General features: G+C 40.1%; 4 protein-coding genes. All 4 read right to left on the bottom strand.

What is annotated here, in order from left to right:
- Nucleotides 1-43: 43 nt before the first annotated feature.
- Nucleotides 44-1,672, bottom strand: coding sequence for a phosphoethanolamine transferase (locus CKO50_RS21825; protein ID WP_095729883.1), 1,629 nt, complete (start codon nucleotides 1,670-1,672; stop codon nucleotides 44-46).
- Between the two features lie 85 nt (nucleotides 1,673-1,757).
- Entirely contained in the window at nucleotides 1,758-2,552 is a 795-nt protein-coding gene (locus tag CKO50_RS21830) for a phosphatase PAP2 family protein (protein ID WP_095729884.1), read from the bottom strand.
- A 175-nt stretch (nucleotides 2,553-2,727) separates the two neighbouring features.
- Nucleotides 2,728-3,135: a diacylglycerol kinase gene (locus CKO50_RS21835; protein WP_095729885.1), complete on the bottom strand. Its 408-nt coding sequence runs from the start codon at nucleotides 3,133-3,135 to the stop codon at nucleotides 2,728-2,730.
- A gap of 198 nt (nucleotides 3,136-3,333) precedes the next feature.
- Complete coding sequence (locus CKO50_RS21840) at nucleotides 3,334-17,127, bottom strand: non-ribosomal peptide synthetase (protein ID WP_095729886.1); 13,794 nt, start codon at nucleotides 17,125-17,127, stop codon at nucleotides 3,334-3,336.
- Nucleotides 17,128-17,129: the final 2 nt, after the last annotated feature.

Raw genomic sequence — 17,129 nt, forward strand, 5'->3', positions numbered from 1 at the left:
GTAACGAGCCAGTCGGCTCAAGGCAACACAAAATTCAACTAACTTAGCTTCTGCATCGCTTAAATAAATCTAATTTTTCAGTGTATTCAATAGATTGGACATTCATCAAGCCGAGTAAACTGTGGAATATATTGTCATGCGAATAAGTAAACTCTCTTGTAGCAGCGACTAAACAGTCAGGCTTCAACGAATTTTGTTCAGAAAATTGTTTATTCATCCAGAATAACATCGGCACCTTTACCTGCTCGCTAGGCGCAATAGAATATGGTATGCCATGTAAGTAAACACCATTTTCCCCCAAGGATTCCCCATGATCCGAAACATAAATCATAGATAAGTTATACTGCCCTTCAAGTGAAATTAACGTTTTAATAGTTTCACTCAATATGTAGTCTGTATACAATATAGTATTATCATACGTATTGACTAACTCATCGTTTGTGCAGTTTTGAATATCACTTTTTGGACAATCCGGCGTGAACTTTCTAAACTCCTCAGGATAACGTTTATAATATGTTGGTCCATGACTGCCAATCATATGCATCACTACAAGTTTGTCATTTTGCAAAGGTGAGCTCAACTCCGCTTCCAACTTTTCTAGCAGTGCAATATCTAAACAATAAAAACCATCACAGTACTTATTTTTTGAGCTCGTGGGTATTTTGATCGTTTTGACCCTATCACACACTCCTTTGCACCCAGAGTTATTTTCAATCCAAGTTACATCAATACCTGCTTTCTTCAGAATATCGATAACATTGTCCGAGCTTTTTGCCCGATTTCCTGAATAATTTGCGCGTTCCATGTGTGAAAACATACAAGGGACTGAGACAGCTGTAGTTGTTCCACATGATGATACGTTTTGAAACGGAATAATATCGTATTGAGATGTATAACGATTAGTATCTCTTGTATAACCATTATATTCGAAATTAGCAGCTCTTGCCGTTTCACCTAAAACAAAAACAACGAGATTAGGTTTATTTTTTGAGTTCGGTTCCTTTTTGACGGCATCATCACCAAGACTTAAATACACTAAAGGTTCAAAAAAGAATTCTGAATTTACGAATTTAACAAGGCTACTAATATAGTAAGTTGGAATAACTGAACGTTTAAACTGCTCATTATTCCTAACAAAAGATGCGTAGTTTTGATAAAGAGAAAAAACTATTCCAAATATGACAACAAGAGAAACCAAAATTATAATAACACGTTCTTTTAGCTCAACAAAGAAAGGCTTATAATTAACACTAACCAATAAGAATAAAACCGCAGGAATTACCCCTAAAACACTTACAGATATAAAAGAGTTAAGATTGAAATATGTTGAAGCCTCGGAAACATCAGTCTCATAAAAGTTTTGAAACATCGTGCTATCGAATATAATCCCATACTCTTTTGTTGCATAAAATACAATCGATGAAAATAAAATCAATACAGAAATAACAGGAGAAGTATATCGCGTAATAAATAAACTAAATACAACTACCATAAGAAAGAAGATAACTATCGGAAGTGTAATAAGTACAAAGTAATCAGGCTCCTCTAAAGCTAATATCTTATGACTGTATTCGAGCAACATATGCGAATTCAAAACGAGAGTAAAGTACAACGAGGTAATAAGAATAAGTGTCTTTGAGGACAAAGCATCAATAGCCTTAGGTAAATACACAACAAGTTCCTATAGCAAAAGTAATGGTTGGTAAGTATAAATTAACCGATAAAAAGAGCAATAAACTCTTTTTATCGGCTGCATGTCACCAAGCGAATTGAACACCAAGTCCTACTGTATCACCACCTATGATTGGATAAACGGAATAACTCAGCCTGTTGCTGTGACTAGAGTTGGTTTCTTGAACTGCATCCATGACTTCATAAGCAAAATACCAGCCTAGAATGGATTGTGATGTATAGTGAGCTCCATCATTAACTCTTGACCATGCTGCAAGGCCAGAAGCAAAATAAGCGAAGTACCTCATATACTCGTTATCTGTATTTCTTGCCATAGCAAGAAAAGGTATTGCACCTACAAAAGCGTGTCCACTTACACCATTATTGTCTTCAAAAGGTCGCCAGTCTGAACCATCTAATTCTATTGGCCTAGAGGCACCTGTAAGATATTGAGTGGACCATACAAATGGCAGCCCTAATGTATATGCCCTAGCAACATCATTCCCCCAAGCGCCTAACTTAGAGTCCGTATCAAAATTGATCGCTTGGCTCGCTATGAATGATAAAGGTAGTAAGTACTTACCCTCTCCTGCATATTTGGCTATTTTAGAAATATCATCGGTTCGCTCCGAACGAATATCTTCTTGATACCAATCATAAATTTCCCTGTCTATTGAAGTATTCGCTGCAATTCCCGCAACAGCCCCAACACTAGCTATTCGAGTAAAACGATTAAATTTGTAAAAGTTCTTATAGTCTTCTGACACTTTATCCTTAAATGGCAATATTTCATACGCCAGAGTACCAGATGAAAGAGTTAACAAACTAAGCGCTGATATTAACTTACCTTTCTTCGGTAAGTGCTTTAAAAAAAAATACATAACTTATCCTTAAATACCAATAAAAACAACATCAAACTAAAAATGCATTACTAGCAATACCACCCGAAACTAACAATACAAACAGGTACAAAAAAATAGCTCTATTAAAATATAAGAGTTATTTTCATAGAACTTTTAATTCATTGTACGATTCGTAACAATACAGCGGGTGTGTTTAAGTGATACGCTGATACCATCCAATTGCAGCTGCAGCCCATATCAATAGAGAAATTAATAATGTTAGTGTCACTGCGGCGGATGCCATATCCTTTGCACGCCCTGATAAAATGTGATGCTCTAAGCTTACTCTATCTGTCAGAGCTTCGATTGCAGAGTTTATAAGTTCAATTGTTAAAACTAAAAGAATACAACCAATTAATAGTGCCCATTGAGTAATATTTTGTGCGATTATAATGGATAAAGGTAAACTGAATACAAACAACCAGAATTCTTGTCTAAATGCAGACTCTTCTTTATAAGCAGACTTCATTCCTTGAATTGAACAGCGTGTTGCCTTAATTATTCTCGCAAAGCCAGTACCGTTTGGCTTATTAGTATGCACCCCATCTAACTTTTCAGGCATCGTTCTATTCCATTCTCAATTTATTTCACTGGCCATTATACTCAGAACGCTCTATAACAAAAGTATAAACTTGTAAAAGAGTTTAAGCTTCCTAGAAAAATAAGAGCAAATAACTTGTAATAGAATTACTACACAAACGACAAAAAACGCCCAATTTAGACAATCCTAGATTGGGCGTTCTATTTCACTTATAGAGTCTTATTCTCCAACCTCTAAGAAGACTTGAGCTATATGATTTGCAATATCAATAGCACCTTGCTCTAGAAGCATAGAATTATGATTACCCGAAGCTAATTTCGGGTAAATTCGCGCAGTAGTCAACAATGTAACATCTTCGCTCTCGACTCCATGATTTTCGTCACTTGCATAGATTAACACCACATCATCTTCAGAGCTTCCAGTAGGCAGGTAATTATCCGATAACATTTCATGTCTTTTACTAACTGCAATGAAACGACTGCTAAGTGCTTTATCCCCTAAAAATTGCTCAAGAATCTCCTTCCCTGCTTTATCACTAGAGAGATTGGCTTTATTGCCCCTATTTAAGAACATTTCAACAATCTCTGCTGTGGCTTCTTCCTCTTCCTCCCGAGTAAGTTCTGCGGAGCTCTGAAGAAGCGGAGATACTTCACTGATAGGACGAATATAACTATCTATCAGTATAGGAAGCGCTTTTTCACCGATTCTTTGTAGTTCTAAAGCGACTTCATAAGCGACCTGCCCGCCTGAAGAATGGCCTGCAATATAATAAGGTCCAGAAGCTTGTACTTTCCTTATCTCTGATACAAAGTCAGCTACCATTTCTGGTATAGATTGGTGGGGTTCTACATCTGTTAAAATCCCACGATGATCAAAAGCATTCACGCTAAACCTTTGACTCGCTGCCGATGCTATATCCATATATGCTACCGCTAACCCCCCAGCAGCAGGTATAAAGTAAACGGTCGGAGTATCAACTTTTCCTTGATGTAATCGAGTCAATAACGATTTTTCCTCCACATTTTCTTCATTCTTACTATCAATTAAACGCGCTAAACATGCCAAAGTGTTTACTTCAAAAATATCTCTAACACTTAAGTTGCGGTCAAAGTGTTGCGTGATTTTTGTCAATAGCTTCACAGTTAAAACTGAGTGACCACCACAGTTAAAGAAGTTTGCAGATGCACTTACCTTTTCGAGACCCAGCAAATCACACCAAATGTTAGCCAGCTTTCGTTCAGTAGGAGTGCTAGGTTGCACAAAGTCTTCTCGAGTTGAAAATGTAGGCTCAGGTAAGGCTTTACGATCAATTTTGTCGGCACCATTTAATGGCATTTCAACCATGAAAGTAAAACTAGCAGGTATCATATACTCTGGTAATGACAACCTTAACTCTTGACGTAACTGCATCTCATCAAGGTGTTCACTTTTATCAACTATATACGCAGCCAAATAGTTGCTACCATGTTTATCTTGTCTGATGGTTACGGCACATTCACCGACCCCCTTTACTTTAGCTAATGCAGCTTCAATTTCACCGATCTCAACCCTAAACCCTCTGACCTTTACCTGACTATCCATTCTGCCAATATACTCAAGAGTGCCATCCGGTAACCAGCGCCCTAAGTCCCCGGTTTTGTATAAGGTATTACCGTGCACCTCAACCCCTTGATATTCATGGTAAGGATTTGGGACAAAGCTTTGCGATGTTCTCTCTGGGTTGCCCCAATATCCTTTGCCCACTCCTATACCTGACACACATAACTCTCCGGGTACTCCTATTGGCTGGATCTGTAGTCCTTTATCCAATACATACATCGTCAAGTTTGGCAAAGGTCTACCTATTGGAATACTTGGAGTTGAAAGTGGCAGAGGCTCACGAATTACGTATTCCGTAATATCGTCCGAAGCTTCGCTGGGACCATAACCATTCATTACAGGAATTTCAGGATACAGCTTTAACCAGTGGTTAATAAGTGGCACTGGTGCGGCTTCACCAATTGACATCACCCACTCTAGCTCACCCAATTTTCTTTCCTGCACAGGCAGCATCTCCAAATAATCTACAAATAGCTGAAGCACAACGGGTGCCGTCTGTACTAAATGCACATTGTTGGATTGTAAAAGATCAAGTAACTTCGGCATGTTACTCATATCATCAAGAATAACTGTTTTACCTCCACACATTAGGGGAGCAAGAAATTGCCAAACAGAAATATCCGATGAAGAAGCCGCACTTTGTAAAAAGTTTTTCGGTAATAACTGGCGGCTGTCATCCATAAAGCCAAGTACATCAAACTCAGCATCTATGTGGTTCAATGCTCCAGCATGATGTACCAGAGCCCCTTTGGGGTGTCCTGTAGATCCTGAGGTATAAATCATATACGCTAAATCATCACTATCATTACACCAAACTGGGTTTTCATCGCTCCAACCAGCCAATTCTTCAAGACCATTATCCAACTCTAGTGTTTGTATTGACTCGTCTAAATTAATATTGTTGAGTAATTCTCTAGAGCTAATCAATAATGCCACTTTCGAATCCATAATCATATACTCAATCCTTTCTATCGGATTGACAGGATCTAATGGAACATATGCTCCTCCAGCCTTCATTATCGCCAAAATACTGATGAGAAATTCCGGCGAACGCTTAGCGTATATACCAACTAACGTATTTTTCCCGACACCTGATTCACGTAAGTAATGTGCAAGTTGATTTGCTCTTTTATTTAATTCCAAATAACTGAGGCTCGTATTATCTCCAACAACAGCAATACTATCGGCTGAAATATTGACTTGACGCTCGAACCGTTGATGTATACAAGGCTCCCCAAAATATTGAACCGTTTTACCATTAAACTTATTCAAAATATGACACTGTTCATCTAATGTCAGCATGGAGATTTTGCTTACTGGCTTATCTGGGTTCTTAATCAACGAACTCAATAACTGGTTGAAGTGTTCAGCCATATTTTCAATAGTAGTTGCATTAAATAGATCTACAGCATAGTCCCAAACCAATATCAGCCCTCCATCACTTTCACTGATATCTAAGCTAAGATCAAACTGGGCGGTTTTGTATGTTTGCTCAAGCGTCTGAATATCCAAACCAGAAAACTCAACCGTATCTGTCGAGCTGTTATCTAATGACAACATAATCTGGAACAACGGGTTGTAATTAATACTTCTCGCAGGTTGTAGCTTATCCACCAGCATTTCAAATGGTAATTGTTGATGTTCAAATGCCTCCAAAACTAACTCACGGCTTTGCTCTAAAAGCTCATTCATACTTGGATCATTAGATAGATCTGTCCGTAATACTAATGTATTGATAAAGCAACCAATTAGCGGCGCAATTTCAACCTGTTCTCGGTTAGCAATTGGCGCGCCAATTACGATATCCGATTCTCCACTATAACGGCTTAATAATACAGAGAACACCGCATTGAGGGCCATGAACAGGCTGGCATTATTGCGTTGTGCTAAAGCTTTTAAATCAGTGCAAAGATCTACATTCAATACACTTTTGTACTGAGCTGCACAATAACTTGACTGCTCTGGGCGTGCATTATCTAAAGGTAAGCTATGTACCTGAGGAAGGTCTTCTAAACGATTCAACCAATAATCTAAATCACGCTGTAAATTGTTTTGCAACCAGCTTCGCTGCCAATATGCATAATCTACATATTGAACCCCGAGCTTATCTAATGGGCTATCTTTGCGCTCTAGAATTGCAGTATATAAATCTGCCAGTTCAGATAACAGAATATCTTCTGACCACCCATCTGAGGCGATATGATGCATAGTTACTAGCAAAATGTGGCGCTTCTCACTTAAACGCAAGACCATACCTCGCAACATCAAATCACAGCTGAGATCAAATGTCGTCTCGGATTCTTTATCCACCCACTTTTTAACCACCTTTGATTGTTCGTTTTCAGAACAATCAGTGAGATCAATTAATGGTAATGAAAACTCAAAGTTAAGATTACGCACCACTGTAGGCTCACCATCTTGCAACACAAAACATGTGTGTAATACATGATGACGACTAATAATTTGAGAAAACGCTTGCTGCAATGATTCGATATCTAGAGAGCCATTGAGCTGATATGCTGCAGGCATGTTATATTCACAGCCATTCGGATCAGCCTGTTGAATAAACCACATTCTTTGTTGTGCAAAAGATAACGGTGCCTTTTCTTCTTTTGGCATGGCCATGATTGAGGGCACCGTTACTTTATGGGCTTGATCTACCTTTTGAGAAAGTGCCGCTAACGTTTGTACCTCAAATACAGCCCTAACAGGAATATCAACACAATAAGTCTCTCGGATCTGAGATACTAAACGTGCAGCAAGTAATGAGTGTCCTCCAAGTTCAAAGAAGTTGGCATCTGCACTTATTTGTTCAATTTGCAGTAATTCAGACCACATTTTAGCCAACGTAATTTCTGTTTGGCTGGTAGGCTCAAGATACTCCCTCTGAGCGTTAACATTAGGTTCAGGCAATGCATTTCGGTTTATCTTATCAGCTGCATTTAACGGCATCTTATCAAGAATAGTAAAACTTGATGGTACCATGTAATCAGGTACTTTTTCCGCGAGAGCATTACGCAACTGAGCAGTAGTAACGCTTGCTTCTCCCTTTACCACTAAATAAGCAGCAATGGTGTTCTGTCCTAGTTTATCTTTACGAATAATGACAGCACATTCACCTACATGCTCTAGTTTAGCTAAGTTGGCTTCAATTTCACCAAGTTCAACCCTAAATCCACGAACTTTAACTTGGTTATCGATTCGCCCCATAAATTCTAAATTGCCATCTGGTAACCAACGACCTAGATCTCCAGTGCGATACAATCTACTCCCATGTACTTCACTATCTTCTAATTCAAAATATGGATTTCGCACAAAACTTTGCGCTGTACGCTCTTCATTGTTCCAATATCCGGGGCCGACTCCAACTCCAGATACACATAATTCACCAGGCACTCCTACAGGCTGTAATTGAAGGTTTTGATCCAAAACATACATTGTTAAATTTGGCAATGGTTTCCCAATTGGAATATTAGGTAACGAATCAGGTAAACGCTCTCTAATAATGTATTCAGTAATATCATCTGAAGCTTCGCTTGGACCATAACCGTTCATTATCGGGGTTGCAGGACAAAGATTAAACCACTGGTTAATCAAAGGTACAGGTGCAGCTTCTGCAATAATCATCATCCACTGTAAATCTGGTAATAAAGATTGTGAAGGCATCAGCTTTTTCAGGTAATCGACAAACAGTTGTAATACAACTGGAGCCGCCTGCATGAGATGAACTTGCTGATCCCGCAACAAGTTAAACATTTTCTCGGTATTGGTCATGTCATCTAAAATAACCGTCTTACCACCACACATAAGTGGTGCTAAAAACTGCCAAACAGAAACATCAGAGGAAGAAGCCGCGCTCTGTAAAAAGTTTCGAGGTAATAAGTTCTTATGCTCATCCATAAACCCAAGCACATCAAACTCAGCTAGAATATGATTCATTGCCCCTGCATGATGGACTAAGGCACCTTTAGGCAGCCCCGTGGAGCCAGACGTATAAATCATATATGCCAAATCATCGGGTGTATTACACCAACTTGGATTATTACAATCATAACCATCTAATTGTTGTAATTCCCCATCTAGCAATAACGTCTGCTGCGTTAACTTTCCATCAATACTTTCTTCTAGTCCTTTAAGTAACCAGCCCTCAGTCAATAGGATATTAATACTTGAATCATCCAACATATAGCGAATACGGTCTCGCGGGTTTACCGTATCTAAGGGCACGTAAGCACCTCCAGCCTTGAGTATAGCCATGATTGCGACTAAAAATGAAGGCGAACGTTGTGCATATATACCAACGAGCTGACCAGAACACACTCCGTGATCACGTAAGTAATGCGCAAGCTGATTGGCCTTCATGTTTAGTTCTAAGTAAGTAAGGCTATAATTATCTCCAACGACTGCCGCTGCATTGGGGGTACGAGCAACTTGCTGTTCGAAGCGGTGATGTATACATTCCTCACCATGATAGTCAACTGACCTACCATTGAACTTATTCAGTATTTGTGCCTGCTCTTCACTACTTAGAATAGAGATCTCACGAAGTGGCACTTCAGGTTTGGCTACCAGCTCCCCAAGCAGTTGTGTAAAGTGCCTTGCCATACGCAAAATACTCTCGTGCTCGAACAATGATGTTGCATATTCCCAATTAAGCTGAATTTCATCGTCTAACTCAGCAACGTTTAAAGAAAGATCAAACTGAGAAAGGCAGCTATCCTGCTCTAGTGTGCTTATCTGCACCCCCTGTAGCTCTACCTCGTGATGGGTATTGTTTTCAACCGATAGCATAACTTGGAACAAAGGATTATAACTGAGACTTCGATTAGGCTGTAATCGCTCAACAATCGCTTCAAACGGTGTCTGCTGATGCGCCAATGCTTTCATCACATTGTCTCGACTTTGTGCCAATAGCGACATAAAACTTTGCTTGCTATCAACATGAGTACGTATAACCAAGGTATTAACAAAGAAACCAATAATAGGTTCTAGCGCAGATTGTTCACGATTAGCAACTGGCGAACCAATCACAATATCGGACTCACGGCTATAGCGATTCAACAATACTGAAAAAGCAGCATTCAAGAGTATAAACAAACTTGCATTACTTTCGCGCGCTAAGCGTTTGATTGACAGTGACAAATCTCGACCTAAAACGCTGTTGAATTGTGCCCCTTGATAACTTTGTTCAGATGGCCGAACCTTATCTAATGGCAAACTATGCACTGGCGGTAAATCTTGCAAATAGTCAACCCAGAAGTCTAACTGATTGGTTAGTTCATCATCTATCAGCCACTGACGCTGTGAATATGCATAGTCTGCATATTGGTATTGCAAAGGTGGTAGTGGATTACTATCCCCATTAACAAAAGCATTATATAAACTTCTTAATTCCGCAATCATCAGCTCTACAGACCAGCCATCGGAAGCAATATGATGCTGTGTTATCAATAACACATGTTTCTGTTGTGCTGCGTTATCAGGGGTGAGTTTAAGAAGCTTCACGCGCAACATCAAGCTCTGATTTAGCTTAAACGGAGTTTCCGCTTCTAGATTGATATATTTTTTAATCTGCTTTTGTTGTGTACTGTCTGTTAAATTACTTAAGTCACATACTTCGATTTCAAGGTTGGCATCTACTAACACAACCTGAACAACATCTTGCCCTTGCTCAACATAAATAGTACGAAGCACTTCATGTCGTTCCAGAATTGTATTCATTGCTCGTGTTAAAGCACCGACGTCTAACTCACCTACGAGTTCAAATGCCGAGGGCATATTGTACTCACAGCTGTCATTTTCTAGTTGATCAATAAACCAAAGGCGCTGTTGTGCAAAAGATAGTGGTAAGTTATTCTCCCTAGACCTCAGCATCAGTGGCATCACGGTTTCACTATCGGCCCCACCAGCAGCCAACACAGTGTCAATTTGCAATGCAAGTTGCTTTAAGGTTTGCGCTTCAAATATCGCTTTTATCGCAACTTCAACCTGCCATACGTCACGGATCTGAGCCGTTAACCTTGCAGCTAATAGCGAATGCCCACCTAGCGCAAAGAAATTACTCTCACGGCCAACTTTCGTCACAGATAGGAGCGATTGCCAAATCTGAGATAACTGCTTTTCGGTTTCAGTTTCCGGTTCAATGAATTCCACTAGCTGTTCTAGATCAACTTCAGGTAGTGCCCTTCTGTCGACTTTATCACTTGCAGTTAGCGGTAGTTCATCGAGCGGAACATAAATTGATGGAACCATATGTTCAGGTAATGAATTGCCCAGCCAAGAAGACATAGTTGAGCTAAGTTCTGATCCACACTCAGTAACAAGATAGGCAACAAGCTGTTCAGCTCCAGTGTTACTCTTTCTTATAACAACTACTGCTTGACTTACTTGCGGATGCCTAATTAGCGCGGTTTCAATCTCTCCAAGCTCAATACGGAATCCGCGCAGCTTAACTTGATCATCGACACGGCCTACAAACTCTAGCTGTCCATCACGTCTGAATCGAACAAGATCTCCCGTTCTATATACTTTTTGATCTGAGTCGAGGCTGAAAGGATCCTCAAAAAAACGTGCGTCAGTTAATGATTCATGTCCCAAATAACCATCAGCTAAACAGTTTCCTCCAATTAACAATTCACCCACGACACCAATTGGAAGGCGCTTAAGCTCAGGGTTAACAACATAAAGTCGACGGTCACCACATGCTTGACCAATAGGAAGGGTAGTTAAAGCCTCTAAATCGTTTTCAGTTATTGTACAGACTGTACTGGTAACCAAAGTTTCAGTCGGACCATAAGCGTTAATAAAACGCAGACAAAGATTACGGTGATAGCAATCTTCGACTAAAGCCTTTGGTATTACTTCACCGCCAACAATTAACAGCTTCAAAGTATAAGCTTTAGTATCACCTCCCTCTTTAACTCTCGGTACTTTAGAGTGCAAATAGTTCAGGTACTGACTTAAATATGCCAGAGGTAAATCCGCAATTGTCACCTCATGTTCGTGCAAATAAAGTTCAAATGCCTGAGCCGGCATTTTTTGTAACTCAAGAATGTGTAGTTCTGCACCATTTGTAAGCGGAACAAAGATTTGTTCAAACGCTGCATCGAAATTCACTGATGCTGACAATAAACATCTATCTTCGGGTTCTACCTGATAATGTTTGTTAATACTACTAATGTGTCTTGACGCCGCTCTCCGGCTCACACAAACGCCCTTAGGAGTCCCTGTAGAGCCTGAAGTATAGATGACATAGTTCAGTGCCAACTCCGATGCCTTAGGCGCTCTTAAAATCGATGACTCCTGTGCTAACTGTTCAGTAAATAGCTTGTCATCAAGTAGTAAAAGCTCAACACCTTTTGTAGGAATACTGGCTAAGTTAGCAGACTCAGAGATAACCAGACGTACTTCTGAGTCACTTATCATGTGTTCGAGTCGTGCAGTTGGGTAGGCAGGATCTAATGGTAAATATGCCCCCCCTGCTTTAATAACCGCTAAGATAGCGATGATTAGATTGCTGTTTCGAGGTAAACATAAACCGACCAACGCGCCGTTACTAACTCCTCTTTGCACTAGCTGATTTGCTAACTTATTAGCCTGTGTATTTAACTCTCCATACGTCAGACGAGTATCGCCAGCAACAACCGCCGTTTTTTGCGCATCGCGTTCTACGTGCTCATCAAACATCTCAATTAACGTTTGCTCTACTTCATTTCCCGCTTCAATATTACTCCAATTTTTAAGGTCCTGCTCTTCGCTTTCAGTCAGCAACTCTAACGACATCAACGGGATTTCTGGAGTTGCAATCACAACATCTACAAGCTGACGAAACAGCTGCATCATTGCAGTAATCGTTTCTGGTTTAAATAGCTCAGTATTATACTCCCAGAACAACTCCAAACCGCTTTCCGTCTCACTAGCATCAAGCGTCAGATCAAATTGCGCTGTATTATTCTCTATTTCTACTTGTGACAATACCACGTCATTCAAGCTTAATTCTTTCAACTCAGTGTTGTTGAGAGACAACATTATCTGAAATAATGGGTTGTGACTTAGACTACGTTCTGGCTGCAATTCATCTACAAGAGCTTCAAATGGCACATGTTGATGCTCCCATGCAGACAACAATGTTGTTCGACTGCGATTCAGTAATGTGTCAAAACTTGGGTTGTCAGATAAATCAAGTCTTAATACAACTGTATTAACAAAAAAGCCGATTAAGTTGCATGTATCTAGTTGATCGCGGTTCGCTACTGGCGCTCCCAATACAATATCTTTTTCCCCACTATACAAACCTAAAAGGTAAGAAAACAGAGCATGCAGACTCATAAATAAAGTCGCATTTCTTTGCTCTGATAAGGTTTGTAGCGACTTTAGTGTCTCTGCGTCTATAACCTGTTTAAGCTGAGCTCCATGAAATCTTTGCTCCGTAGGCCGTTGATAGTCAAGTGGTAAGCTGTGAACTTGAGGAAGCCCAGCCAACTGCTCAGTCCAGTATTCTAAGTGTGTTTTTAACACATCCCCTTGCAGACAATTTCGCTGCCAATGTGCATAATCACGGTATTGAATTGGTAATTGGGGAAGTGGATCTGGTAAACCTGATGTAAAGGCAGCATAAAGCTTTGACAACTCATCAATAAGCAACCCAATAGACCAACCATCCGAAGCTATATGATGTAAAGTCAACAGCAAAATATGCTCTTGCTCAGAAAGCACCAATAACTCACCTCGAATCATAAAATCCTTTTTTAAATCAAAAGCTCGCGATGCTTGCTCTTTGCCTTTCTGCAAAATAGCCTGAGCTTGTTGTTCAGAATTTAGTTCTGTTAAGTTAGTCCGTTGAATGGAAAACGGAATGTTATTAGGCAATAAGTATTGGAACTGTCGTAAGTCACTTTCTTCCTGTTCTAAATTATCCGATTCTAAATAGACTGTTTTTAATATTTCATGACGGTCAATAATTCGAACCAGTGCCGTTTCCAGCGCATCAACATCCAACTCCCCCTGCAATCTTATTGCCGCTGACATATTGTATTCACTGCCACCAGACTGCATTTGGTCTATAAACCATAGCCTTTGTTGAGAATATGATAGTGGCGCGCGAGCATTGTCCGGTAAACGTATAATCGGTGATATTTCGGTAGTAAGCGATATGTCGAGTGCTTCATCAATTTCATAAGCTTGCTCTTGCAGTGTTTGGGCATCAAAAACAAGCTTAATGTTCGGTTCAATTGACCATGTTGACTTAATAGAGGCGAGCAACTTAGTCGCCATCAAAGAATGCCCACCCAACGCAAAGAAGTTACTCTGTTTGCCAACCGACTCTACTTTAAGTAACTCACACCAAATCTCAGCTAGCGCACGCTCAGTTTCGGTTTCGGCAGCTTTGAACTCATTTATTTCGACGGTTTCCGGTGTTGGTAATGCTTTCTTGTTCACCTTACCATTCGCTGTTAAAGGTAATGCATCCAACAGCGAAAATGCGCTCGGAACCATATAATGGGGCAGATATTGCTTCACATGTGTGGCAAGCTCATTAGCTGTGATATCACCATCAAGCTTTTCACTATCTACTACCACCCATGCAAGTAATCGAGTTTCTCCATCGGTGGTTTGAGCCAAGACGACAGCATCCTTAATTCCGCTGTGTTTTGTCAGAACAGCTTCGATCTCTCCAAGCTCAATTCTAAATCCACGGATCTTAACCTGATCGTCAGCTCGACCCATAAATACTAAGCGGCCATCAGGTAACCAGCGGACTAAATCTCCTGTTTTGTACACTCGTTCAGTACGGTGGTGACCCAACTCTAACTGAAAAAAGTTTTCGCAAGTTAAGTCTTCACGGTTTAAATAACCCCTAGCGAGCCCGACACCTGAAACATATAACTCGCCAACAACTCCAATAGGTAAGACCTGTCTCTCATCATCTAATACGTATAGAGAAAGATTATTTAGCGGATGTCCTATAGTGACAATTTGGTTTGGTCGTACTTTGTCAATTGAAGCACACACCGTACTTTCTGAAGGCCCATAAGCATTATACAGAGGGAATTTTTCCGCCCATTTCCAAGCTAATGATTGTTCACAAGCTTCTCCACCAACAATCAACACTTCAAAACAATAATCTCTTTCAATATCTAGATGAGCAAGTAGAGATGGTGGCAAAAGCGCATGGGTGATTTGTTTTTCTAATATAAAATCCGACAATGCATCTGTATCTATACGCATATCGTCAGAACAGATGTGTAAACTCGCACCATTCGATAACGCCATCATCCATTCCCATGTTGCCGCATCAAACCCTAGTGAAGCGAACTGGAGAACCTGACTTCCTTCAGCGACCGAAAACATAGGTTCTCTATTTTGAATTAAGTTCACAGCACCAACATGCTGCAGCATAACTCCTTTTGGCATCCCCGTAGAACCTGACGTATAAATTACATAAGCAAGATTGGATGCAGTTAGAGGAACCTCATGTACTGGCTCTGTTACTGCAAAAGTGTTTAACCTTGCTAAGGTCTGACTATCATCAATCGCAATTACTTGTTGTGACGAAAACCGAGTACTAAATTCTTGCTGTGTAACGACAATTTCTACGCCACTGTTATCAAGCATATACTGCAAACGTTCATCTGGATTTTTAGCATCCATGGCAACATACGCGCCACCCGCTTTTAATATCCCCAAAATACTCACAAGCATATCTATTGAGCGGTTAAGAGATAAGCCAACTAATGTGTCTGGTTTAACACCTTGCTCCAATAAGCAATGCGCTAACTGGTTCGCTTTCTTGTTTAACTCACTATATGTCAACGACTGCTGCTCATGGGTAATAGCTATAACATCACCATTATGTGCCACTTGCTGTTCAAATAATTGATGAATACATAGCGTACTATCGAAAGGCTGAGGTTGATGATTAAATCCATTAAGAATAGCTTCTTCATCCAATTGCGTTAATAAAGGTAAACTCTGGATGTTCTGCTCTGGCTGACGGGCTATGCTATCTAACATCACATTAAAGCTATCAGCGAGTTGATTAATGCTTTTTTCAGTAAATAAGTCGGTTGCATACACCCAATTAAAGGTGAGTTCTTCTGCAGACTCTCTGGCCTCTAGCGTAATGTCAAATCGAGCATAATTATCATCTAACATGTCGACTTCAATATCCAAGCCAGAAAGCGCTAACCCTTCATAATCATTATTCTGTAACACAAACATGACCTGAAATATCGGATGAAAGCTAAGGCTTCGCTCTGGTTGCAGCTTTTCAACCAAAGCATCAAATGGCATTTGTTGGTGTTCAAGCGAAGCTAGCGATTGCTGCTTAGTTTGTATCAGCAGCTGTTCGAAGGATTGAGATTTAGAGACGTCTGTACGAAGTACAATATTGTTAATAAAGCTTCCGATCATTGCTTGCACGTCAACATTATCTCGATTGGCTACCGGTGTTCCAATAACAATATCCGTTTCACCACTGTAACGTGCAATAAGGCAACTAAATGCCGTATTTAGCACGTTAAACAGTGTTGTATTGTGCTTACGAGCAAGTTGATTTAAAACTGATAATGTCGACTTAGGCAACTTTCGATCCAGCTGCTTACCTCGATAGCTTTGCTGGGGAGGACGAGGAAAGTCTGTAGGTAAACCGTGAAGTACCGGTATATCTGCTAAAAGGTCAGTCCAATAAGCGCTTAATCGCTTTAATGCATCTCCTTTTAGCCACTCCTTCTGCCAATACGCATAGTCACTATATTGTAACTCAACGCTTGGCAGTGGATTATCCTTATTTTTACTAAAAGCTTCGTACAACTCAGCTAGCTCATTGATCATTACTCCTTGCGACCACCCATCTGATGCTATGTGATGCATAGCTAGAGTCAAAACGTGCTCATTATCTGCAACTTTTATCAGCACTCCTCGGATCATGAGATCCTGAGATAGGTCAAATGGCAACGCCAATAGCTGTTCTATTTGCCTGTCTATAGCTGCTTTCTGAGAATCATACGCCAAGTCAGAAATATCTTTACATGGCAAAGAAAAATCGAATTCCGTTTGAATAACTTGGTATGGCTTTCCATATTGTGCATGATACGTGGTCCGCAAAATGGAGTGTCTATCTACAATCGTCTTAAAACACAACGTCAATGCATCGTGATTTAAGTTACCCTTTAAATGCAAAACGATAGGCATATTGTATTCAACACTTCCCCCTTGCACCTGATCAATATTCCATAACCGTTGTTGAGAGAAGGACAGTGGTAAATTGCTGACTTCCACATCGAGCTTGACCAGCTTAGGGACAGCCAACTTTTCCTTCAATTTTTTCGCTGCCATAAATGCTTTTAATTTTGCGCGTTTCTCTTCAATTTTAGCTTCTTGATCTAGGTTCAAATTAGTTTCATTTGTCGTCATGT

Source organism: Pseudoalteromonas sp. HM-SA03 (genome assembly GCF_002289345.1).
Taxonomy (GTDB): domain Bacteria; phylum Pseudomonadota; class Gammaproteobacteria; order Enterobacterales; family Alteromonadaceae; genus Pseudoalteromonas.